Below are 22533 nucleotides of genomic sequence, written 5' to 3' on the forward strand. Positions count from 1 at the left end.
ATCCCGCCCCGCACGCGGACCTCGGACGGTGCGTCAGTCTCCCACCGGCGGCACCGGCGGCACCGAGGGATCGGGCGTCACCGGCAACACCCCCGCCCGGAACGGCTCCACCCCCACCACCCTGCGCACCCGCACCGGCTCGATCAGGAGCATCACCCGCCGCTCCCCCGGCAGCAGCCACGGATACCGCTCCTGCCCGATGTACTTCCGCGTGAGCCGGTCCATCGACCGCTCCGCCTCCTCTCCCTCCACGAACCGGACGACCCGCCCCCGGATCTCCACCCGGTCGTAGGGGTTCTCGGGGTCGTGATGGGAGAGCGAAACGTTCGGATTGCGCCGCAGGTTCTCCTCCTTCACACGGCCGATCGCCGTGTTGACCATGACGTACTCGTCTTCGATGTCCGCCCACATGGGCGAGACCTGCGGAGTGCCGTCCGGGCCGACGGTCGCGAGATGCCAGAAGTTCGGCGCCCGCAGACGCTCACGAATATGCCCCTCTACCTTGCCATTCACCTCGTACACGAACCTCACACTCCTCCCGGGCGCCCGGGATAGCGGCCCGCCGCCATCCTCGCGACCGCCCCCGCCCAGCCGACAGACGATCTTCGGCCACCCCGAACACACGGCCGGAACCGTACGTTCCTACGATCCGTGATCCTGGCCGAACAGACCGTAGTCAGCGCAGCCCCGCGCCCCTACGTTGTGGCCCGTGCGCCGACCCCCAGCTCTTCCGAACCAGCCCGGTCCCCCGTTCAACGCCCCCGCCGCCCGCAGACTCAGGGCCGCGCTCGGCATGGGCCCCGAGCACGTCGCCTACGGCATGCGTGCCTCGTTCGGACTGCCCTACGTGATGCCGGACCTCGTCATGGCCTGGGAACGCGGGACCGCCTCGCCCACCAGTCCCGAACTCACCGCCCTGGCGGCCGTGTTGTGGTGCTCCCCCGGTGAACTCATCGACCGCCCGCGGACCTTGCGCGAGCACCGCATCACCCACGGCCTCGCGCCCGAGGACGTGGCGCGCGCGGTCGGGCTCGAACTCCTCGCGTACCTCGACATGGAGGAGCGCGAAGAATGGCGCGGCACCGACCGTCAGGCGACCGCGCTGGCCGACCTGCTCGACCTGTCGCTCCCGGACTTCGTCACCGTCACGGGGCGCGAGCCGCGGCTGGCCGAGCACCTGCGCAGCGCCGTCACCACCCGTTGGCAGGCCTACGCCCGCCTGGTCGCCAAGCTCGTGCCCCTGGACCGGCGCCTGGTCGAGGACACCCTCCAGGAACTGCACCGGGAGTACCAGGGGCAGATGGTCGCCACGCTCAGCTGGGGCGGCGACAGCGGTCGCTCGGTCGCGGCCGGCCACGACTTCCTCGACCGGATCGTCGACCGGTTCTGGACGACGGTCCGCGACAGCACCGGCTGACACCGACCGGCACCGGCCGGATCCGCCGGAGGGCCTAGGGCCTCCGGCGGATCATGCCGCAGACGCGGGGCCTGGCACGCCGATCTGCGGCGTTGTCGTCGGTTGCCGACTCCCCCACTCTCGACTCCGCTCGAGCGGGGGGACCCCCATCGCGTCGACGCCCTCCTCCGCCTTGCAGCTCGACGCACCAGGCCCCACTCACCTGCGTCGACGAGGCGCCGCGCATTTCCTGCGACCTGATCCGCCGGACAGGCCCTAGAAGACCGACTCGGCCTCGTCCATCCGGTCCTTCGGCACCGTCTTCAGCTCGGTCACGGCCTCCGCCAGCGGCACCATCACCACGTCGGTACCCCTGAGCGCGGTCATCCGGCCGAAGTCCCCCCGGTGCGCGGCCTCCACCGCGTGCCAGCCGAAGCGGGTGGCGAGGACGCGGTCGAAGGCGGTCGGCGTGCCGCCGCGCTGGACGTGGCCGAGGATGACCGGCTTGGCCTCCTTGCCGAGGCGGCGCTCCAGCTCGAAGGCCAGGGCCGTGCCGATGCCCTGGAAGCGCTCGTGGCCGAACTGGTCGATCGCGCCCTTGCCGTAGTTCATGGTGCCGTCGGCGGGGTGGGCGCCCTCGGCGACGCAGATCACGGCGAACTTCTTGCCGCGGGAGAAGCGCTCCTCGACCATCTTGACCAGGTCGGCCGGGTCGAAGGGGCGCTCGGGCAGGCAGATGCCGTGGGCGCCGGCGGCCATGCCGGACTCCAGGGCGATCCAGCCCGCGTGCCGGCCCATGACCTCGACGACCATCACGCGCTGGTGGGACTCGGCGGTGGTCTTGAGGCGGTCCATCGCCTCCGTGGCGACGCCCACCGCGGTGTCGAAACCGAAGGTGCGGTCGGTGGAGGAGATGTCGTTGTCGATGGTCTTCGGGACGCCGACCACCGGCAGACCGGCGTCGGACAGCATCCGGGCGGCGGTCAGTGTGCCCTCGCCGCCGATCGGGATCAGGGCGTCGATGCCGAAGTCGCGGGCCTCCTCGGCAAGGTGCTCGCAGGCCTCCCGCAGCCGGTCGCGTTCCAGCCGGGAGGAGCCGAGGATGGTGCCGCCGCGGGCGAGGATGCCGCTGACGCCGTTCAGGTCGAGGGAACGGTAGCGGCCGTCGAGCAGACCCGCGAAGCCGTCCTCGAAGCCGATGACCTCGTCGTCGTAGTTGTCGACCGCTCGGTGCACGACCGACCGGATCACGGCGTTCAGGCCGGGGCAGTCGCCGCCTGCGGTGAGCACTCCGATGCGCATCGTGCTGTGTCTCCTGCTCGCTGTTGATACCGGTGAGCCAGGTTCGATTCTTTCACGTCCGGCAGGTCGGTGCCGCATCCCGTGCTGACGGGCGCCTTATCTATCGTGAGAGGTATTGTCAAGAGGGTTCTGCTCACCTCGGTGGGCGATTTTTATGGACAAGGTTCCTGGACGCCAGACGAAACGGAGAGCACGCGTGACCCGCAGCGTGTACGTGACCGGTATCGACCGCGGCGACGGCCGCCAGGTCGTCGAACTGGGGGTCATGGAACTCCTGACCCGGCAGGTCGACCGGGTGGGTGTGTTCCGTCCACTCGTCCACGACGGCCCCGATCGGCTGTTCGAGCTACTGAGGGCGCGATACCGGCTCACCCAGGACCCGGGCACGGTCTACGGCATGGACTACCACGAGGCGTCCGCCCTCCAGGCCGAGCAGGGCGCCGACGAGCTGGTGTCGACGCTGGTCGACCGCTTCCACCGGGTCGCCCGGGACTACGACGTCGTCCTGGTCCTCGGCACCGACTACGCCGACACCCAGTTCCCCGACGAGCTGTCCCTCAACGCCCGCCTGGCGAACGAGTTCGGCGCCTCCGTGATCCCGGTGGTCGGCGGCCGGGGGCAGACCGCCGAGTCCATGCTCGCCGAGACCCGCAACGCCTTCCGGGCCTACGAGGGCCTCGGCTGCGACGTCCTCGCCATGGTCGCCAACCGGGTCACCCGCGACGACCGGGACAAGATCGCCGAGCAGCTCGACACCCGGCTTCCCGTGCCCTGCTACGTCCTGCCGGACGAGCCCGCCCTCTCCTCGCCGACCGTCGCCCAGGTCGCCCACGCCCTCGGCGCCAAGGTCGTCCTCGGCGACGACTCCGGGCTCGCGCGGGACGCGCTGGACTTCGTCTTCGGCGGCGCGATGCTGCCGAACTTCCTGGGCGCCCTGACCCCGGGCTGTCTGGTCGTCACCCCCGGAGACCGCGCCGACCTGGTCGTCGGCTCGCTGGCCGCGCACAGCGCCGGCACCCCGCCGATAGCGGGCGTCCTGCTCACCCTGAACGAGGTGCCGAGCGACGCCGTCCTCACCCTCGCCGCCCGCCTCGCCCCTGGCACCCCGGTGCTCTCGGTGCCCGGCAACAGCTTTCCCACCGCCGCCGAACTCTTCGCCCTGGAGGGGAAGCTGAACGCGGCGACCCCGCGCAAGGCGGAGACCGCGCTCGGCCTCTTCGAGCGGCACGTCGACACGGCCGAACTCAACCGCCGCGTCTCCGCGCCGAGCAGCGACCGCCTCACCCCGATGATGTTCGAGCACAAGCTCCTCGAGCAGGCCCGCTCCGACCGGCGGCGGGTCGTGCTGCCCGAGGGCACCGAACCGCGCGTCCTGCACGCCGCCGAGGTCCTGCTGCGCCGCGGGGTCTGCGACCTCACCCTGCTCGGCCCGGTCGACCAGATCCGCAAGAACGCCGCCGACATCGGCATCGACCTGGGCGAGGCCCAGCTGATCGACCCGGCCACCAGCGAGCTGCGCGACTCCTTCGCCGAGAAGTACGCCCGATTCCGCGCCCACAAGGGCGTGACGGTCGAGCTGGCGTACGACGTCGTCTCCGACGTGAACTACTTCGGCACGCTGATGGTCCAGGAGGGCCTGGCCGACGGCATGGTGTCGGGCTCGGTGCATTCCACCGCCGCGACCATCCGCCCGGCCTTCGAGATCATCAAGACGAAGCCGGACGCCGACATCGTCTCCTCCGTGTTCTTCATGTGCCTGGCCGACAAGGTCCTCGTCTACGGCGACTGCGCGGTGAACCCCGACCCGAACGCCGAGCAGCTCGCCGACATCGCCATCCAGTCGGCCGCCACCGCCGAGCAGTTCGGCGTGGAGCCGCGGATCGCGATGCTGTCGTACTCGACGGGTACGTCCGGCTCGGGCGCCGACGTCGACAAGGTGCGCGAGGCGACCGAGCTGGTGCGCTCGCGGCGTCCCGACCTGAAGACCGAGGGGCCGATCCAGTACGACGCGGCCGTCGAGCCGACGGTCGCCGCGACCAAGCTGCCGGGCTCCGAAGTGGCCGGCCAGGCCAGCGTGTTGATCTTCCCCGACCTGAACACCGGCAACAACACCTACAAGGCCGTGCAGCGGTCGGCCGGGGCGATCGCCGTCGGGCCGGTGCTGCAGGGTCTGCGCAAGCCGGTCAACGACCTGTCCCGGGGCGCGCTCGTCCAGGACATCGTCAACACGGTCGCCATCACGGCCATCCAGGCCCAGTCCCCCGCTCCGTCCCCGATCGAGAAGGCCACCGCCCAGTGAGCTCCACGCGCGTCCTCGTCCTCAACTCCGGTTCCTCGTCGGTGAAGTACCAGCTGCTCGACATGCGGGACAGCAGCCGGCTGGCCGTCGGGCTCGTCGAGCGCATCGGCGAGGAGACCTCCCGGCTGAAGCACACGCCGCTGACCACGGGCACCCCCCGCGAGTGGACCGGGCCGATCGCCGACCACGAGGCCGCGCTGAAGGCCGTGGCGGAGGAGCTGTCGAAGGACGGGCTGGGGCTGGACTCACCGGAACTGGCCGCGATCGGGCACCGGGTCGTGCACGGCGGGAAGACCTTCACCGAGCCGACGGTCATCGACGACGCGGTGCTCGCCGAGATCGAGCGGCTGATCCCGGTGGCCCCGCTGCACAACCCGGCCAACCTGACGGGCATCCGCACCGCGCGGGCCCTGCGCCCCGATCTCCCTCAGGTCGCCGTCTTCGACACCGCCTTCCACACCACGATGCCGGAGTCGGCCGCCCGCTACGCGATCGACGTGAAGACCGCCGACGAGCACCGCATCCGGCGCTACGGCTTCCACGGGACCTCGCACGCGTACGTCTCCCGGGCGACGGCGAAGCTGCTGGGCAAGGACCCTTCGGACGTCAACGTGATCGTGCTGCACCTGGGCAACGGGGCGTCCGCCTCGGCGGTCAGGGGCGGCCGGTGCGTGGACACCTCCATGGGGCTGACGCCTTTGGAGGGGCTCGTGATGGGTACGCGCTCCGGAGACATGGACCCGGCCGTCATCTTCCATTTGATGCGCGTTGGCAAAATGTCCACGGACGAGATCGACACTCTTCTCAACAAGAAGAGCGGATTGACCGGTCTGTGCGGGGACAACGACATGCGGGAGATCCGCCGCAGGGTCGACGCGGGTGACGAACAGGCACAGCTGGCCTTCGACATCTACATTCACCGCTTGAAGAAGTACATCGGCGCCTATTACGCGGTGCTCGGCCGGGTGGACGCGATCGCGTTCACGGCCGGGGTCGGCGAGAACGCGGCGCCGGTGCGGGAGGCCGCCGTGGCGGGCCTGGAGGAGCTGGGCCTGATGGTGGACGGCGAGCTGAACGCGATACGCGGCGACGAGCCGCGGCTGATCTCGCCCGCCCACGCGCGCGTGGCGGTCGCCGTGGTGCCGACCGACGAAGAACTGGAAATCGCCACTCAGACTTATGCACTCGTTGCACTGGTCGAAAAGAACAACTGAGCGACCGTCCGCCCATTTGTATCTTCCGCCAGACGGAATATTCCGCAGCGAAACAAACCGATAGGATCGCCCCATGCGCCGTTCGAAAATCGTCTGTACTCTCGGCCCCGCGGTCGACTCCCACGAGCAGTTGGTGTCACTGATCGAGGCCGGCATGAATGTGGCCCGCTTCAACTTCAGCCACGGCACCCACGCCGAGCACCAGGGGCGGTACGACCGCGTCCGCGCCGCCTCCAAGGAGACCGGCCGCCCCATCGGCGTCCTCGCCGACCTGCAGGGCCCGAAGATCCGCCTGGAGACCTTCGCCGAAGGCCCGGTCGAGCTGGAGCGTGGTGACGAGTTCGTCATCACCACCGAGGACGTGCCCGGCGACAAGCAGATCTGCGGCACGACCTACAAGGGCCTGCCCGCCGACGTGACCAAGGGCGACCAGATCCTCATCAACGACGGCAACGTCGAGCTGAAGGTCACCGCGGTCGAAGGCCACCGGGTGAAGACGATCGTCATCGAGGGCGGTGTCGTCTCCGACCACAAGGGCATCAACCTGCCCGGCGCGGCCGTGAACGTCCCGGCGCTGTCCGAGAAGGACGTCGAGGACCTGCGCTTCGCGCTGCGCATGGGCTGCGACATGGTCGCGCTGTCCTTCGTGCGGGACGCCAAGGACGTCGCGGACGTCCACAAGGTGATGGACGAGGAGGGCCGCCGGGTCCCCGTCATCGCCAAGGTGGAGAAGCCGCAGGCGGTGGAGAACATGGAGGACGTCGTCGCGGCGTTCGACGCCGTGATGGTGGCCCGTGGCGACCTGGCCGTCGAGTACCCGCTCGAGAAGGTCCCCATGGTGCAGAAGCGCCTCATCGAGCTGTGCCGGCGCAACGCCAAGCCGGTGATCGTGGCGACCCAGATGATGGAGTCGATGATCACCAACTCCCGCCCCACCCGCGCCGAGGCCTCCGACGTCGCCAACGCGATCCTGGACGGCGCGGACGCGGTCATGCTGTCGGCGGAGTCGAGCGTGGGCGCGTACCCGATCGAGACGGTCAAGACGATGTCGAAGATCGTCACCGCGGCCGAGCAGGAGCTGATGTCCAAGGGCCTGCAGCCGCTCGTCCCGGGCAAGAAGCCGCGCACCCAGGGCGGTTCGGTCGCCCGTGCCGCCTGCGAGATCGCCGACTTCCTCGGCGGCCGGGGCCTGGTGGCCTTCACCCAGTCCGGCGACACCGCCCGCCGCCTCTCGCGCTACCGCGCGGTCCAGCCGATCATCGCCTTCACCACCGACGAGAGCACCCGCAACCAGCTCACACTCAGCTGGGGCGTCGAGTCGCACGTCGTGCCGTTCGTGAACAGCACCGACGAGATGGTCGACCTGGTCGACCAGGAGATCACCAAGACCAAGCGCTTCAACCCGGGCGACATCTGCATCATCACCGCGGGCTCGCCCCCCGGCGTCGCCGGCACGACCAACATGCTGCGGGTGCACCACCTCAGCGAGGGCGCCCGCGACTGACGCTCCTCACGAGGGCCTTGCGGCCCGGCCCGTGAAGGGCCTTGAACGGCGCTGAGGGCGCCCCCTGTGACAGGGGGCGCCCTCAGCTGTGTGCGGCTCCCGGAAGGGCTTGTGGGGCTCCTACTCGGTCACGTACTGCTGCATCCCGGGGACGTGCAGGGTTCCGCCGAACTGGGCGGCCTGCGTGATCTTCACCTTGGTGAAGTAGATCAGCGGGATGTTCAGCGGCGGCGGGTGCTCCGGGTCGAACGTGATCGGGATCAGCCCGAGGAGGTTGCCGGAGATGCTCTCGGTGTACATCACCGTGTCGCCGTCGGTGATCGTGGACGTGGAGCCCTTGGCCGCCTGCACGTGGTAGGTCTTGCCGTGCTCCTTGACCAGTTGGTGCAGGTCGCCGATGTCGGTGCCGCCGGATATGACGTACTTGAGGACCTTCTTGGTCTTGCCGCCGGCCGTCTTCACCTCGACGATGCCCTGGTAGTCCGCGCCCTTCAGGGTCAGCGAACTGGCCTCCAGGTACCAGGGGTTGTCCGCCACCAGCACCTTGTTGTCGACGTCGCCCACGGCGTCGGTGGCGACCGGGCAGTCCTCGGGGTCCGTGGTGGAGCTCGCGGAGGGGCTGGGCGTGGCCGTGGCGTCCGCGGCGTCCTCGGCCGCGTCCTCCACCGCCTTCGTGGTGTCCTCGGCCGCCTTCGACGCCGCGTCGGTCGTGTCCTTCACGGTGTCGTCGACCGTGCCGGTGACCTTGTCGGCCGTGTCCTCGACCGCGTCGGAGGTGTCCTTGGCGGCGCTCTCCGTCTCCGTGCTCTCCGTGCTCTCCGTGCTCTCCGTGGCGGACGGGGACGCGGTCGGTGTCGGGCTCGCGCCCTCCGCCGCCTTACCGCCCGTGAAGATGCCGGTGATCGCGTCGCCGATGTCCTCCAGCAGGTTGCCGCCGTCACTCGCGGACGGCGAGGGGCTCGCCGTGGCGGTGTCGTCCGAGGAGTTGCTCTCCTTGCTCGGCGAGGCCGAGGGGGACGGGGTGGGATCGGCCTTGTCGTCGGAACCTGAATCCGGCGAAGAGGAGTCACCCGAACCCGAGTTGCCCGAGCCCGCGTCGGAGTCCGAGGAGGACGTCGCCGAGGGGCTCGGCTCCGCCGCGTCGTCCTTGTCGTCGTCCGCCGAGGCGTCGTCGCTCGTCGAGGCCGACGGGGACGGCGTGGGCGACGCGGACGCGCCCTCCAGGGCCGCCAGGCAGTCCTTGTACTCGTCGGCCTTCAGGCTGTTGGAGGCCGGCTGCTCGTCGGCGAGGGCGAGCGTCGGCGTGAACCCGATGCCCATCAGTACCGCCGTCGGCATCGCCGCCATGGCTATCGCCTTGCCGGCCGGCATGTGGAACCTGGTGAACAGCGGCTTCTTGGGCGCCGCGTGACGAGGGCCCGTTCTCGCCTGCGCCGGAATCACGGGGCTCTCGCCACGGATCTCATCAGCCGACACGGTACCCCCCGTTCGATTCCTCGGCCCAGGCGCCTTCGGGCGTCCGGTCCGCCGGTCCGCCGGTCGCGGGGTCCTGCGCTGGGTACGCCGCACCCGGCTCACCGAGGGCACCCCCCGAAGCGGGCTCAACGGCACCCTCGTCAGAGGGGCCCTTCTCCGCCTCGAGCGGTCCGGCGCCCGCCGCCTGCGCCTTGCCCGGCACCCACGACACGGCGAGCGCGCCGCCGAGCATCGAGAGCAGGAAGCCGACGACGAAGCCGCCTATGTTGGAGACCACGAGTGACACCAGCGCCAGGACGATCGCCGCGACACCGGCGAAGATGCGCGTGGCGTGCTGGAACCACATGGTCAGACCGAGGGTCACCAGCAGGACGCCGATGATGAGGGAGCCGGCACCCGCCGTGGTCGCCATGGCGAGCGACATGTTGCCCAACTTGAAGGTCGCGTACGGGAAGTAGGCGATCGGCACCCCGCCGAGCAGGGTGAAGAGGCCTGCCCAGAAAGGCCGGGTGCCCCGCCAGTCACGGAATCGCAGACGCAACCGGGTGAACCTCCCGGCGCTCTGGACCGGAGTCTCGGCACTCATGGAAAACAGCTCCCTGGGTCCGGTTGAAGTACGTACCGGCTCGGCCGTAGGCATGGAGAAGCCGGAAGTCTGGGTATGTGCACGTGCCCGGCGCGATGCGTCGAGCCGGACGTGCGGGGCGGAGAAGCGGCGAACTCCCCCGCCCCCATGGGCAGCTCAGCTGTCCAAGGACGCCCCTGCGGCGTGAGCCGTCAGAAACACTCCATCTTGGCGTCGGTGCCGAGACGCATCTTCAGGCCACTGAGCTTGAAGGTGCCGGCCGTGGTCGCCCACGCCGTCTGCTCGACCTTCGTGAGGTCGGCCGACTCCGCCTGCTGGGCGAAACCGCCCGGCAGGGACTTGCCGTCCTGCTTCACCGGAGCGTTCCTGGTCTTGTCCAGGTCCTGCACCGCGACACCGATGTCGATGTTCTTGAACGTCGCGTCGGCGTCGAGCTGAGCGACGTCGATGTAGAGGTTCTCGGCCTCGACCTTGTGCTTCGCGTCCGGGCCGGCGTCGAGACGGAGGTAGATCGTCTTCCCTATGAGGGGAATCTCCGTCTTGACGGACTGGCACATGTCCGTGATCTGAGCGGTCTTGAACGACGAGATCGCGACGGGACGAACCGTCTTGGTCTTGCCGTCGGTCGACGTGTAACCGGTGTCGACACCGCCGTACTGGGCAAAGCCCTGGCCCTCGAGATGCCCGGCCGACACCTTGAACTCCTGGCCCGACACGCTGAACGACGCGGCCAGCGCACCCTGCGCCAGCCCGACACCCACAGCCGCGGCCGCGGCAACGCTGGGCACCATCACCACAGCGAACCGCTTCCATCTGGTCCCGCCACGCACCTGGGACTCCATATTTCCTCCTTCTCGGACGTACATCTCCTGGCCCTGACTGCTCCTGTCGAAGCGACGGCTCAGCCGGGCAGGGATGGGAGAAGTGCTACGTCCTCGGGAAGGGGAGCGCCCGCGCTCGGAGGCGCGAACCGCACCCGAATCACCGGCGATCACCCCCGAGCGACAACCACTGGTCGCGCCTGACACGCATCACGCACAACCTTGCTGGACAGGCTTCGCCGAACGGCGAAGACCCCCCTGCCCAAGGGCCGACGCCACTGCCGTCGACCCTGCTCGGTGGGGACCCAGGGATTCCCGTTCGCCCAACCGGCTGTCGGGGTACGGGAAGGGACCGAGCGTGGCCGATCGTGGTGCATTCTCGCCGCCGACACAAGGGGGTTCGTTACTCGCTAGTAACGGCCGGATAACCGAACAACGACCCACTGGTCTCGGCCGACAACGCTCGGTGTCAGAGGGGTGCTGGACAAAAATATTGATCGTTGGACAGATTCCGACAGATCAACGCCTCTGACTTACTCCAAGTAACAGCGGCCGCGATTACCAAGATTTGGTAAAGCGCGGCCGCAGTGGCCCCCTGTTGGCCAATCTTTCACTCGGGCATCACATGCCTCGGCGTTTAGGGACTGGTCAGAACCGGCCCCACGCCCCGGTCAGAAGAGGGCGCGTGCCAGCGCCCTGCGCGCCGCCGCCACTCGCGGATCATCGCCGCCGACCACCTCGAACAACTCCAGCAGCCGAAGCCGTACCGCGTCCCGGTCGTCGCCCGCGGTGCGCTGCACGGTCTCGATGAGCCGCCCGAACGCGTCCTCCACGTGTCCGCCCACCAGATCCAGGTCGGCGGCGGCGATCTGCGCCTCGGCGTCGGCGGGCCTGTCGGCGGCGTCCTTGCGCACCTGCTGCGGGTCGAGCCCCTGCACGCGATGGAGCAACTCGGCCTGGGCCAGGCCGAGTTTGGCCTCGCTGTTGCCCGGGTCGTCGCTCAGTACGTTCTTGTACGCCTGGACCGCACCGCCGAAGTCCCCCGCGTCCAGGGCGCGTACGGCGGCTTCGAGGAGCGTGTCGTACGGCCCCTCGGGCATCGCGGGAGCGGTCTGGACGGCACCGCCCGCCTCGGCGTCGGGGTCGACGGCCAGGCCGGTGAGGCCGAAGCGCTGCTCGGCCACCTGCACCAGCTGGTCCAGGGTCTCCCGGATCTGCGTCTCGGGTGCTGCCCCCTGGAAGAGCGGCAGGGCCTGTCCGGCGACCACCGCGAAGACGGCCGGGATCCCCTGGATCCCGAACTGCTGCATCAGCATCTGGTTGGCGTCGACGTCGATCTTGGCGAGGACGAAGCGTCCGTTGTACTCGACGGCCAGCCGCTCCAGGACGGGGCTCAGCTGCTTGCAGGGCTGGCACCACTCGGCCCAGAAGTCGAGGACGACGGGCACTTCGGCGGACCGCTGCAGGACGTCCTGCTCGAACTCTGCTTCATCGACGTCGATGACGAGATCGGCCGGGGAGACGGCACCGGCAGCGGCGCCACCGCCCTGCCGGGCGGCTTCGGCGCGAGCCTGCTCCGCCTTCGCCTTGGCCTCCTGGGCCGCCTTCACCGCGGCGAGGTCGACGACTCCGCTCATGGACATGTTCCGTGGCTGCATGCGTACATCCTCCCCCGTTCCCGCGCCCATGTGAAAAGCGTTGTGAAAGCCGGTCGTGCCCTCGGGTGTTCGGCGCCGGGTCCCCACCCCGCGCCGTGCGTGTGTGCGTCGCTCGCGTACGTCCGTCGCGTGCTTTCGCTACGAGTCGTAGCGTAATGGCACCCAGTGCCCACGGAACAGCGGAGTCCGGTGATCTCCCTCACGGGTGGCCAGGAAACGGCCGGTTATCGTCGTGAGATGCAGAGCCGCACCCCCGCCAGCCGTACCGGGCGTCCGCGCAGCGCCGCCGCGGACACCGCGATCCTGGCCGCGACGCGGGAGGCGCTGGTCGAGCTGGGCTGGTCGAAACTCACCCTGGGTGACGTGGCGACCAGGGCCGGGGTCGCCAAGACGACCCTCTACCGCCGCTGGGCCGGCAAGAACGAACTCGTCGTCGACGCGGTGGCCGAACTCTTCGACGAACTGGAACTCCCCGACCGCGGCACCCTCGCCGCCGACATCGAGGGCGTGGTCCTCCAGTTCGCTGCGATCCTGGCCCGCCCCGAGGCCAAGAGCGGCCTGATGGCGGTGGTCGCCGAGTCGATACGGGACGACGCGCTGCGCGAACGGATCCGGGCGTCGATCGTGGAGCGCCAGAAGCGGTTGGTCCTGGAGGGCCGGGCACGGGCGCAGGCGCGCGGCGAGCTCCCCCCCGAGGCGAGCCCGGAGGAAGCCGCCCGCACGGTGGACCTGATCTTCGACATCGTCGCGGGTGCGGTGGTCCACCGCACCCTGGTGAGCGCGGAGCCGGCGGACGAGGAGTGGGTGCGCGGCTTCACCAGGGTGCTGCTGCTGGGCCTGGCCGGCGCGGCGTAGCGGTCATGTCCCCGTGCGTTCGGTGTACGCGGTGTACGCCCCGCGGCGTGGTTGTCATATCCCCGCGGGTTCGGTGTACGCCCTGCGGCGTAGTGGTCAGAACCCCGCGGGCTCTGTGTACACCCCCCACTCGTCCCGCAGTACGCCGCAGATCTCCCCGAGGGTCGCCTCCGCCCGTACGGCGTCCAGCATCGGCCCGATCATGTTGCCGCCGTCCCGGGCGGCCGCGAGCATCGCGTCCAGAGCGGTCCGCACGCCCGCCTGGTCCCGGGCGGCCTTCCGCGCCCCCAGGACGCGCACCTGCTCCCGCTCCACCTCGTGGCTGACCCGCAGGATCTCCAGGTCTCCGGTCACCGAGCCGTGGTGGACGTTCACCCCCACGACCCGCTTGTCGCCCTTCTCCAGGGCGCGCTGGTACTGGAAGGCCGACTCGGCGATCTCGCCGGTGAACCAGCCGTCCTCGATGCCGCGCAGGATCCCGGAGGTGATCGGCCCGATGGGGTGCTGCCCGTCCGGGTGCGCCCTCAGGCCCCGCTCCCTGATCTGCTCGAAGATCTTCTCGGCGTCCGCCTCGATCCGGTCCGTCAGCTGCTCGACGTACCACGAACCGCCCAGCGGATCCGCCACGTTGGCGACGCCGGTCTCCTCCATCAGTACCTGCTGCGTGCGCAGGGCGATCTCCGCCGCCTGCTCGGAGGGGAGCGCCAGGGTCTCGTCCAGGGCGTTGGTGTGCAGCGAGTTGGTGCCGCCCAGCACGGCCGCCAGCGCCTCCACCGCCGTCCGCACCACGTTGTTGTACGGCTGCTGGGCCGTCAGCGAGACGCCGGCGGTCTGGGTGTGGAAGCGCAGCCACTGGGCCTTGTCGGTCTGTGCGCCGTACACGTCCCGCAGCCAGCGCGCCCAGATCCTGCGCGCCGCGCGGAACTTGGCGATCTCCTCGAAGAAGTCGAGGTGCGCGTCGAAGAAGAAGGACAGGCCCGGTGCGAAGACGTCCACGTCGAGGCCGCGGCTGAGCCCCAGCTCCACGTACCCGAAGCCGTCCGCCAGCGTGTACGCCAGTTCCTGCGCGGCCGTCGAGCCGGCCTCGCGGATGTGGTAACCGGAGACGGACAGCGGCTTGTAGGCGGGGATGCCGGCCGCGCAGTACTCCATCAGGTCGCCGATGAGGCGCAGGTGCGGCTCGGGCTGGAAGAGCCACTCCTTCTGGGCGATGTACTCCTTGAAGATGTCGGTCTGCAGCGTGCCGTTGAGCAGGGCCGGGTCGACGCCCTGTCGCTCGGCGGCGACGAGGTACATGCAGAAGACGGGCACGGCGGGCCCGGAGATCGTCATGGAGGTGGTGACATCGCCCAGCGGGATGTCCTGGAACAGGACCTCCATGTCGGCGGCAGAGTCGATGGCGACACCGCAGTGGCCGACCTCGCCGAGCGAGCGCGGGTCGTCGGAGTCGCGGCCCATCAGCGTCGGCATGTCGAAGGCCACGGACAGTCCGCCGCCGCCGTTGGCGAGGATCATCTTGTAGCGCTCGTTGGTCTGCTCGGCGTTGCCGAACCCGGCGAACTGCCGGATGGTCCAGGTGCGCCCCCGGTAGCCGGTCGCGTACAGCCCGCGGGTGAAGGGGTACTCCCCCGGCCAGCCGATCCGCTCGAAGCCCTGGTAGCTGTCCCCTGGCCTCGGCCCGTACACCGGCTCCACGGGATCACCGGAGAGGGTGGTGAAGTCCGCCTCGCGCGTGCGTGAGGCGTCGTACCGGGCCTGCCAGCGTCGGCGGCCCTCTTCGATCGCGTCAGCGTCCATGCTTCGAATTTACTAGGACGTCCTAGTAACTGTCGATGGCAGACCGCCGTACGGGTTCCGTACGGCGGTGCGGTGCGGTGCGGTGCGTCGCAGGTGGTGCCGTTACGCCTTTGCGACCGCCGGGGAGTCTTCGGCGATCTTGCCCTCCAGCTCGCGGCTGATCTTCCGCTCCACGAAGAAGGCGGCCGTGGGGACCGTGCCGGCCAGCAGCACCCACAGCTGCTTGGCGACCGGCCACTTCGCCTTCGAGCCGAGGTCGAACGCGAAGATCAGGTAGACGACGTACAGCCAGCCGTGCGCGATGCCCACGACACGGGTGAAGTCGTCCGCCCCGTCCATCTTGAGCAGGTACTTGGCGATCACGCCCAGGGTCAGCAGGACCAGCAGCACACCGGTGACGTAGGCCATGACGCGGTAGCGGGTCAGCACGGACTTTTTCATGCCTATGAGCGTAACCAGGCACTCCGGCGGATCTTGCCCCGGGTCAGAGCCTGCCCGGCGGACCTTGCCGCGCCTCAGCCCTCGTCGAAGTCGTGGGCGTCGACCCGCAGCGGTCTCAGCATCGCGAAGATCTCCGCGCACTCCTCGGCGTCGTACACCCCGAGCCCGAAGTCCATCGCCATCAGGTCGCGGGTGGCCGCCTCGACCACCTCGCGCCCCTTGTCGGTGATGACGGCGAGCGTGCCGCGACCGTCGTTGGGGTTGGGCTTCTTGTCCACCAGGCCCGACTTCACCAGCCGGTCCACGGTGTTCGTCACGGACGTGGGGTGCACCATGAGCCGCTCGCCGATCTTGGACATGGTCAGCTCGCCGGCCTTGGAGAAGGTGAGCAGGACGAGCGCCTCGTACCGAGCGAACGTCAGCCCGTACGGCTTGACCACCGCGTCGACCTCGGCGAGCAGGATCTGGTGGGCACGCATGATCGAGGTGATCGCGGCCATCGACGGCACGTTTCCCCAGCGCCGCTTCCAGAGTTCGTCAGCGCGGGCGATGGGATCGAACGGGAGACTGAGGGGCTTCGGCACGGCAAAGACCTTACCGGCCGGTCACATCGTGGTCAGCCCCGTCTCGCCCCTCGGTCCGCCGGGCACGGGCATCGGCGGCCCGCGCCTTGCGCTGTGTGGGGGTCGGGGCCGTGTCGGGGGGTGTCCGTCCTCGGAACGGCGCGGAATCGGTTGCTCATCGAGGTGCCGGCGTTGACGCGCCAACCGCTGCGGGCGGACACCCCCCGACACGGCCCCTTGCCGCCGTACGCGAGTGCCGGTCCGTACGCCCGCCTCTCGACCGACCGAGTCGGGTGGTGGGTGGGCATAGGCCCGGGGGTCTGGGGGCGGAGCCCCCAGCAGACGTCCGCCTCTCGACCCACCGAGTCGGGCGGTGGGTGGGCATAGGCCCGGGGGTCTGGGGGCGGAGCCCCCAGTAGGCGGCCGGATTGGCGCCGGGGGGCTGAGGTCAGCGGCGGCCTGTCCGGCGTAGGTGGTGCCGCACCGCCCGCTGGGCAACCGGGCCGAGGTCCTCCAACGCGGCAACCAGCACCCCGAGCTGTTCCAGCGCGTCCAGCGCCGCGGTCGCCCCCGCCGCGTCCACCCCCTCGTACAGCTCGATGCCGACGAAGGACGCCGCGACCGCCCGTGCCAGCCCGGCAGGGTCCGCGAACTCCCCGAAGGGCGTGGTCGCGAGGACTCTCGTGAGGACAGCCTCGATCTCGGTGACCCAGAGCTCCAGGCCTGCCGCCGTTGCCGGGCCCAGTGTGGCGTGGGTCTGGGCGCCGGCCAGGAGCTGACCGAGGAGGGCGACGTGGCCCCCGGCACGTTCCTCCTCGTGGATCCGCCGGCCGACCGCGAGGAGTTCGGAGAGGGAGGTCACCTCCGCGAAGCGGGACCGGTACCGCGACACGGTCCGCTCGGCCCCGTACCGGCAGGCCTCGGCGAGGAGTTCGTCGACGGAGCCGAAGTGGTAGAAGACCAGCGCCTGGTTGACCCCGGCCGTCGCCGCGATCGTACGGGCCGACGTCTTCGCGATGCCCTGCTCGGTGAGTGTGCGCAGCGCACCGTCCAGGAGTCTGGTCTTGGTCTCCTGGGACTTCGCCGTCTCCGGGCTCATGCGCGCCGCTCCTCGCGAACGGGCCGCAGGCCGGGCCGTACTCCGCAGGCGGTGATGTCGGTGTACGTCGCCTTGAAGGAGCCCTCGTACCCGAAGAGCGGGCCGAAGTGGTCGTTGACGACACGGACCCGTATGCGGAAGCGGCCGCTCTCGTCGTCGTAGGACTCGCGGACCTCGGCCGTGGCACCGATCAGTTCGGGTACGCGTACGTCCACGACTCCCTCGCGGAACCTGTGTTCGCCGGAGCGGATGAGCAGCGAGCCGTCGGGCTCGGCGCCGAAGTGGAGGTCGCTGGCCAGGTGCTGGTGGGTGCCGAGGTAGTCGAGGATGCGGTCGCCCCGGGGGCCGAGGACCATCTGGGCGTCGAAGCGGCGGGGGCGGCCGGGCAGGTGGAAGGTGCGCACGAAGGTCACCGTCTCACGGCCGTACGTGTCCGTGTACGGCACGTTCTCGATGGTGAACGGGATGTGGCGGCCGGTCCGCGGGACCAGGATGTTACGGGTGGCACCGAGGGCCAGGAACGGCTTCACGAAGGCCCCGCCGTGCCAGACGCGGTCCATCACGCCCCGGCCCGTGCAGGCCTCGCCGGTCGTCAGGCCGACCGAGAAGCGGCGCTGCAGCCGGGGGTGGAGGCGGTCGAAGTCGGCACCCATCACCGTGCGGAAGATCGAGGTCATCGCGGGTTCTCCAGGGTGCGCAGGAGGCGGGGGGCGCGAACGCTCGTGGGCGGCCGGCGCAGGCAGCGGCGGGCTGCCGGGGTGCCGGAGAGCGGCGCCTTGAACAGGGCCAGCGCGATGGCGACGGCGAGGAACAGGGGACAGACGTAGGCCATGGACGCCGCCAGCGGGCCGAAGAGGCGCAGGAACTGTTCCAGGCCGAGGCCGGTGCAGGCGACGGTGACGACGAGGGCGCGGACCAGGAGTTCGGCCAGCCAGTTCCGCAGGGCTCGTTCCGGGGTGATGCCCCGCTCCAGCCACAGGCGGAGGCGGTCGAAGGACCAGGCCGTCGCCCAGCCCATGAGGGGGCGGAGGACGAGGCGGTCGGCCAGCGCGCCGAAGGCCCCCCAGCGGGGGCGGTAGTCGTAGCCGGTGAGGAAGCGGACAGCGTCGCCGTCGGGGATGTAGCGCCAGTAACCGCTGCCTTCGGCCAGGAGGGACAGGGGGTGCGCGGAGGCGAAGCGGAGGGCGGAGGTGCGGGTGCCGTCGGGGCGCTCGCGTTCGCCCGCGGAGACTCCGGTGCCGGCCACGGTGAGGCCGGGCAGGACACGGGTGGCGTACCGGAAGCGCTGGGGTTCGCCCTCCGCGCGCGGGAGGTGGTCGATCTGGGTGAAGCGCAGGTCCCAGCGCTGGTGCCGGGACGGTTCCTGTGTGCGGCTCCAGAGGTCGTCGAGGTCGGCACGGATGCGTGCCTCTATGTAGAGCCCCATGTGAATCCCCCAGGTGGGCGCAGTTTTTTGAGCGACTGCTCAAATTTTCTGGACAGGAAGATACCCGTGTTTGAGCTATCGCTCAAACGCGGGGGCACAAGAAAACCCCGGCCCGTGTGGGCCGGGGTCCGTCCCGGGTTCTCCTGCTGCGGCGCTAGTCGGCGAGATGCCGCTCCACCGTCTCCACCTTGGAGGTGAGTCCGTCCGTCACTCCGGGGCGGATGTCCGCCTTGAGGACCAGGGAGACGCGTGGGGCGCGCTGCTCGACCGCGGCGACCGCCCGCTTGACGACGCCCATGACCTCGTCCCACTCGTCCTCGATCGACGTGAACATCGCGTCGGTGCGGTGGGGCAGGCCCGATGCGCGTACGACCCTGACGGCGTCGGCGACGTACTCCCCCACGTCCTCGCCGACGCCCAGCGGCGTCACGGAGAAGGCGACGATCATGCCTTCACGGCCTTTTCCTGACGGGCGCGGGAGGCGATGACCGCGTCCTCGGTCTCGCGCCTGAGCCGGCGCTCGGCGAAGAAGCCGCCGGTGGGCAGCACGGAGAGGACGAAGTAGAGGGCGGCGGTCTTCAGCGGCCACTTCGTACGGTTCCAGGCGTCGGCCCAGAAGATCACGTACAGGATGAAGAGGACGCCGTGGATCATCCCCATCACGGGGACCGCGTTGAAGTCCGTGGTCCGCTTCAGCACCGAGCAGACGAGGAGAAGGAGGAAGGAGATCGCCTCGGGGGCCGAGACCAGGCGGAGGCGTCGGAGGGCGGTGGCGGTCTTGATGTCCACGGGTCACCTTCGGTGGGAGAGACGTCGGACGGTTTGTGAATCCGGGCACAAACGATTCGCCCCATTGTGGCAAACGGCTGGGCGGCGAACGGCCGGGGGGGTGGAAGCTGGTGGCGGCAACCGGGGAGCGCGTATGCAGTTCGTCTTCTTCATGACCATTCCGGGGCTGGTGGTGCTGCTCACCGTCCTGGCCTTCGTCGATCAGGTGCTGATGCGTGCCGGGCGGGCCGGTGTGCTGCCCTGGCGGAACAGCGGGCGGCAGGGGCAGATCTCCGCGACCGGGTTCGAGCAGCTGCACGCCGCCTTCTCACCGGGCAAGCAGAACGAGCTGAAGGAACGGCAGAGCGCCTTGGTGATGCGGGACGACGAGGAGGACGGGGACCCACCGTGGTCCACGGTCGACCTGACCACCGGGAAGGCCGTCATCCGGCTGCCCGAGGCCGGCGGCTGACCTCTCAGGGGTGCGGTCAGGGTCGTACTCCACCTCCAGGCTCTGTTGGCGAAGGCTCCCGGGGGGCTACCTTTCGCAGCGTGGCGATGTTCCGACTTCAAGGCAGCAAGGTGCTGGCCGTCGACATGACCGGGGACGCCGTGAAGGCGAAGAACGGCTCGATGGTCGCGTACGACGGTCAGATGGACTTCAAGAAGCTCAGCGGCGGCGGTGAGGGCATCCGGGGGATGGTGACCCGGCGGATCACCGGTGAGCAGATGACACTGATGGAGGTGAAGGGGCACGGGACCTGCTGGTTCGCGGACCGGGCCTCGGAGATCAACCTCGTCGCCCTCCAGGGGGACAAGCTGTACGTGGAGTCGAGCAACCTGCTCGCGACCGATTCGGGGCTGCGGACCGGCACGTCGTTCACGGGCACGCGCGGGGCCTCGCAGGGCAACGGACTGTTCACGACGACGCTCGAGGGCCACGGCCAGGCCGCGATCATGTCGGACGGGCCGGCGGTCGTGCTGCGGGTCAGCGCCCAGTACCCGCTGACGGTCGACCCGGGCGCGTACATCGCCCACCAGGGCAACCTGCGGCAGTCCTTCCAGTCCGGTGTGACCTTCCGCACCCTCATGGGCGAGGGCGGCGGCGAGGCCTTCCAGATCCGCTTCGAGGGCGACGGCCTGGTCTACGTCCAGCCGAGCGAGCGGAACACGATCGCGGGGGATGTGTGACATGGCCTTGCGGGAGATCAACTCCAAGATGGTCGAGGCGACCGTCATGCCGGGGCAGCGGCTGTTCAGTCAGCGCGGGGCGATGCTCGCCTACCGGGGCGAGGTGTCCTTCACGCCCAACATGCAGGGCGGCCAGGGCGGCGTCATGTCGATGATCGGCCGCCGGGCGGCGGGCGAGGCCGCTCCCCTGATGTCCGTCGAGGGCAGCGGCACCGTCCTGTTCGGGCACGGCGGCCACCATGTGCAGGTCATCAGCCTCACCGGCGACACCCTGTTCGTGGAGGCGGACCGGCTGCTCGCCTTCGAGGGCACCCTGGAGCAGGGCACCATGTTCATGGGCTCCCAGGGCGGGGTCATGGGCATGGTCCGCGGCCAGGTCAGCGGCCAGGGGCTGTTCACGACCACTCTGAAGGGACACGGCTCGGTCGCGGTGATGGCGCACGGCGGAGTCATCCAGATCCCCATCACGCCGCAGCGCCCGGTCCATGTCGACCCCCAGGCGTACGTCGCCCACCACGGCGACGTCCGCAACAAGCTGTCCACCGCGCTGGGCTGGCGGGACATGGTGGGCCGCGGTTCCGGAGAGGCGTTCCAGCTGGAGCTCAGCGGCAACGGCGCGGTGTACGTCCAGGCCTCGGAGGAGAAGCTGTGAGCATGTACGGGGCTCCGGGCGGCGGCCCGACGGTCTACGACCCCATGACCCTGCCGGTCGACGACAACGTCGACAACTACACCTTCTGCGTGGAGCTCAAGGGGAGCCAGTGGTTCCTGCAGAAGGGGAAGATGATCGCCTACTACGGCTCGATGGAGTTCAACGGCATCGGGCACGGCCGGCTGGACCGTCTTGTCCGTACGTCCTTCCATTCGCCTCTGCACGCGAGCGACTGGGTCGTGGCGGAGGGCTCGGGGAAGATGCTCCTCGCCGACCGGGCCTTCGACGTGAACTCCTACGACCTGGAGAACGGCAATCTGACCATTCGCTCGGGCAACTTGCTCGCTTTTCAGCCAAGTCTTGCCCTCAAGCAATCAATCGTGCCGGGTTTTCTGACACTCATCGGAACCGGAAAGTTCGTGGCCGCGTCGAACGGCCCGGTGGTGTTCATGGAACCCCCGATCCGGGTGGACCCGCAGGCCCTCGTCGGCTGGGCCGACTGCCCCTCTCCGTGCCATCACTACGACCACGGGTACATGACCGGCCTGATGGGCGGTCTACGTGCGATGACGGGTCTCGGCGGAGCCTCCGGGGAGGAGCACCAGTTCGAGTTCGTGGGGGCCGGCACGGTTCTGCTCCAGTCGTCGGAGGCACTGATGGCCGAGCAGGCCATGGGGGCCGTTCCGCACGGGGCGGGAGTACCCGGCGGCGGTGGGGGGCCCGCGGGGCCCGGAGGGCAAGCCGGCGCACCGCGCCTTCCCGGACAGCTCGGGGACCTGCAGCGTCGCTTCGGGCTGTGAGCGGTAGTCTGCGGAGTGTGACGTCGAACGTGTGCGCGCCGGCGTCACACGACCCTCACTAGTTCGCCTTTCAACCTTTTAGGTAGACTTCATTCATGGAGACCGAGACGGCCACGCGCTGGCTGACCGATGCGGAGCAGTGCGCCTGGCGCACCCACCTGGAGGTCAACAGGCTGTTGACGTACCAGCTCGAGAGGGACCTTCAGCCGTTCGGCCTGACGATGAACGACTACGAGATCCTGGTCAACCTGTCCGAGTCGGAGGGCGTACGGATGCGGATGAGCGACCTCGCGTCCGCCACCCTCCAGTCCAAGAGCCGCCTCTCCCACCAGATCACCCGCATGGAGAACGCGGACCTCGTGCGGCGCGAGAACTGCGAGTCGGACCGCCGCGGTCTGTTCGCGGTGCTCACCGAGCACGGCATGGAGACGATGAAGAAGGTCGCGCCTCATCATGTGGCGTCCGTGCGGCGGCACTTCATCGACATGCTGTCCCCCGACGCGCTGGTGGAGCTCGAGAAGTCCCTGCGGCCCGTCGCCGACCATCTGCGGGGGCAGCGCGGACGCCCGTGACCCGGGCGTCCGCCGCCCAGGACCTGTCCGGCCGATCAAGTCGCAGGGAAGCGACGGTGCGACATCAGTGCCGGTGAGCGGGGTGTGGTGCGTGCAGCTGCAAGGCGGAGGAG

24 protein-coding genes are annotated in these 22533 nt (G+C 69.6%); 10 read left to right on the forward strand and 14 right to left on the reverse strand.

The window, feature by feature from the left end; translation table 11 throughout:
• Window positions 1–33 precede the first annotated feature (33 nt).
• Window positions 34–522 carry a PPOX class F420-dependent oxidoreductase gene (locus ACZ5XS_RS39890; protein WP_468659892.1) on the reverse strand — a complete coding sequence of 163 codons (489 nt, stop codon included), beginning with the start codon at window positions 520–522 and terminating at the stop codon, window positions 34–36.
• A 187-nt stretch (window positions 523–709) separates the two neighbouring features.
• Here ACZ5XS_RS39890 and ACZ5XS_RS39895 point away from each other — a divergent pair, with 187 nt between their 5' ends.
• Window positions 710–1417: an XRE family transcriptional regulator gene (locus tag ACZ5XS_RS39895; protein ID WP_468659894.1), complete on the forward strand. Its 708-nt coding sequence runs from the start codon at window positions 710–712 to the stop codon at window positions 1415–1417.
• Window positions 1418–1672: 255 nt separating this feature from the next.
• Here ACZ5XS_RS39895 and ACZ5XS_RS39900 read toward each other — a convergent pair whose 3' ends face one another.
• Window positions 1673–2698, reverse strand: a complete 1026-nt coding sequence (locus tag ACZ5XS_RS39900; RefSeq protein WP_217239301.1) for an ATP-dependent 6-phosphofructokinase — start codon at window positions 2696–2698, stop codon at window positions 1673–1675.
• Window positions 2699–2894: 196 nt separating this feature from the next.
• Between ACZ5XS_RS39900 and pta the strand changes: the two genes are divergently transcribed.
• The 3 genes from pta to pyk all read left to right on the forward strand — a co-directional run bounded on the left by pta (window position 2895) and on the right by pyk (window position 7715).
• The gene (pta, locus tag ACZ5XS_RS39905; RefSeq protein ID WP_468659896.1) at window positions 2895–4997 is read left to right on the forward strand and encodes a phosphate acetyltransferase; all 2103 of its coding nucleotides are present in this window, start codon (window positions 2895–2897) and stop codon (window positions 4995–4997) included.
• Entirely contained in the window at window positions 4994–6211 is a 1218-nt protein-coding gene (locus tag ACZ5XS_RS39910; RefSeq protein WP_468659898.1) for an acetate kinase, read from the forward strand. The genes pta and ACZ5XS_RS39910 overlap by 4 nt, the downstream gene beginning before the upstream one ends.
• Before the next feature lie 73 nt (window positions 6212–6284).
• Window positions 6285–7715 (forward strand): pyruvate kinase, encoded by a 1431-nt coding sequence (pyk, locus tag ACZ5XS_RS39915; RefSeq protein ID WP_468659900.1) that lies wholly within the window; start codon window positions 6285–6287, stop codon window positions 7713–7715.
• Window positions 7716–7835: 120 nt separating this feature from the next.
• Here pyk and ACZ5XS_RS39920 read toward each other — a convergent pair whose 3' ends face one another.
• The 4 genes from ACZ5XS_RS39920 to ACZ5XS_RS39935 all read right to left on the reverse strand — a co-directional run bounded on the left by ACZ5XS_RS39920 (window position 7836) and on the right by ACZ5XS_RS39935 (window position 12256).
• Complete coding sequence (locus tag ACZ5XS_RS39920; protein WP_468659902.1) at window positions 7836–9191, reverse strand: hypothetical protein; 1356 nt, start codon at window positions 9189–9191, stop codon at window positions 7836–7838.
• On the reverse strand, window positions 9181–9777 hold the full coding sequence (locus ACZ5XS_RS39925) for a DUF6114 domain-containing protein (protein WP_468659904.1): 597 nt from the start codon (window positions 9775–9777) through the stop codon (window positions 9181–9183). The genes ACZ5XS_RS39920 and ACZ5XS_RS39925 overlap by 11 nt, the downstream gene beginning before the upstream one ends.
• 191 nt (window positions 9778–9968) lie before the next feature.
• Window positions 9969–10619: a DUF6230 family protein gene (locus ACZ5XS_RS39930; protein ID WP_217239307.1), complete on the reverse strand. Its 651-nt coding sequence runs from the start codon at window positions 10617–10619 to the stop codon at window positions 9969–9971.
• Window positions 10620–11269: 650 nt separating this feature from the next.
• Window positions 11270–12256, reverse strand: coding sequence for a tetratricopeptide repeat protein (locus tag ACZ5XS_RS39935; protein WP_468659906.1), 987 nt, complete (start codon window positions 12254–12256; stop codon window positions 11270–11272).
• A gap of 237 nt (window positions 12257–12493) precedes the next feature.
• Between ACZ5XS_RS39935 and ACZ5XS_RS39940 the strand changes: the two genes are divergently transcribed.
• The gene (locus ACZ5XS_RS39940) at window positions 12494–13111 is read left to right on the forward strand and encodes a TetR/AcrR family transcriptional regulator (RefSeq protein ID WP_468659908.1); all 618 of its coding nucleotides are present in this window, start codon (window positions 12494–12496) and stop codon (window positions 13109–13111) included.
• A gap of 96 nt (window positions 13112–13207) precedes the next feature.
• Here ACZ5XS_RS39940 and ACZ5XS_RS39945 read toward each other — a convergent pair whose 3' ends face one another.
• From ACZ5XS_RS39945 to ACZ5XS_RS39980, 8 genes are all read right to left on the reverse strand, one after another.
• Window positions 13208–14908: an acyl-CoA mutase large subunit family protein gene (locus ACZ5XS_RS39945; RefSeq protein WP_468659910.1), complete on the reverse strand. Its 1701-nt coding sequence runs from the start codon at window positions 14906–14908 to the stop codon at window positions 13208–13210.
• Window positions 14909–15010: 102 nt separating this feature from the next.
• A complete protein-coding gene (locus ACZ5XS_RS39950) occupies window positions 15011–15349 on the reverse strand; it encodes a DUF3817 domain-containing protein (RefSeq protein ID WP_468659912.1) in 339 nt (112 codons plus the stop codon).
• A gap of 74 nt (window positions 15350–15423) precedes the next feature.
• Window positions 15424–15933, reverse strand: a complete 510-nt coding sequence (locus tag ACZ5XS_RS39955) for a MarR family winged helix-turn-helix transcriptional regulator (protein WP_468659914.1) — start codon at window positions 15931–15933, stop codon at window positions 15424–15426.
• Between the two features lie 427 nt (window positions 15934–16360).
• Window positions 16361–17011, reverse strand: a complete 651-nt coding sequence (locus tag ACZ5XS_RS39960) for a TetR/AcrR family transcriptional regulator (protein ID WP_217239313.1) — start codon at window positions 17009–17011, stop codon at window positions 16361–16363.
• Window positions 17008–17688, reverse strand: a complete 681-nt coding sequence (locus ACZ5XS_RS39965; protein WP_468659916.1) for a DUF4166 domain-containing protein — start codon at window positions 17686–17688, stop codon at window positions 17008–17010. The genes ACZ5XS_RS39960 and ACZ5XS_RS39965 overlap by 4 nt, the downstream gene beginning before the upstream one ends.
• A complete protein-coding gene (locus tag ACZ5XS_RS39970; RefSeq protein ID WP_468659918.1) occupies window positions 17685–18437 on the reverse strand; it encodes a hypothetical protein in 753 nt (250 codons plus the stop codon). The genes ACZ5XS_RS39965 and ACZ5XS_RS39970 overlap by 4 nt, the downstream gene beginning before the upstream one ends.
• A gap of 154 nt (window positions 18438–18591) precedes the next feature.
• Entirely contained in the window at window positions 18592–18885 is a 294-nt protein-coding gene (locus ACZ5XS_RS39975) for an MTH1187 family thiamine-binding protein (protein ID WP_468659920.1), read from the reverse strand.
• Window positions 18882–19226, reverse strand: a complete 345-nt coding sequence (locus ACZ5XS_RS39980; protein WP_217239317.1) for a DUF3817 domain-containing protein — start codon at window positions 19224–19226, stop codon at window positions 18882–18884. The genes ACZ5XS_RS39975 and ACZ5XS_RS39980 overlap by 4 nt, the downstream gene beginning before the upstream one ends.
• 133 nt (window positions 19227–19359) lie before the next feature.
• Between ACZ5XS_RS39980 and ACZ5XS_RS39985 the strand changes: the two genes are divergently transcribed.
• The 5 genes from ACZ5XS_RS39985 to ACZ5XS_RS40005 all read left to right on the forward strand — a co-directional run bounded on the left by ACZ5XS_RS39985 (window position 19360) and on the right by ACZ5XS_RS40005 (window position 22420).
• Window positions 19360–19677, forward strand: coding sequence for a DUF6191 domain-containing protein (locus tag ACZ5XS_RS39985; protein ID WP_468659922.1), 318 nt, complete (start codon window positions 19360–19362; stop codon window positions 19675–19677).
• An 86-nt stretch (window positions 19678–19763) separates the two neighbouring features.
• A complete protein-coding gene (locus ACZ5XS_RS39990) occupies window positions 19764–20396 on the forward strand; it encodes an AIM24 family protein (protein ID WP_217239503.1) in 633 nt (210 codons plus the stop codon).
• A gap of 1 nt (window position 20397) precedes the next feature.
• Window positions 20398–21048 carry an AIM24 family protein gene (locus ACZ5XS_RS39995; protein WP_468659924.1) on the forward strand — a complete coding sequence of 217 codons (651 nt, stop codon included), beginning with the start codon at window positions 20398–20400 and terminating at the stop codon, window positions 21046–21048.
• A 2-nt stretch (window positions 21049–21050) separates the two neighbouring features.
• The gene (locus tag ACZ5XS_RS40000; RefSeq protein WP_468659928.1) at window positions 21051–21848 is read left to right on the forward strand and encodes an AIM24 family protein; all 798 of its coding nucleotides are present in this window, start codon (window positions 21051–21053) and stop codon (window positions 21846–21848) included.
• A gap of 95 nt (window positions 21849–21943) precedes the next feature.
• The gene (locus ACZ5XS_RS40005; RefSeq protein ID WP_217239320.1) at window positions 21944–22420 is read left to right on the forward strand and encodes a MarR family winged helix-turn-helix transcriptional regulator; all 477 of its coding nucleotides are present in this window, start codon (window positions 21944–21946) and stop codon (window positions 22418–22420) included.
• Window positions 22421–22533: the final 113 nt, after the last annotated feature.

The sequence above is a fragment of the Streptomyces sp. NPDC033131 genome (assembly GCF_055578365.1).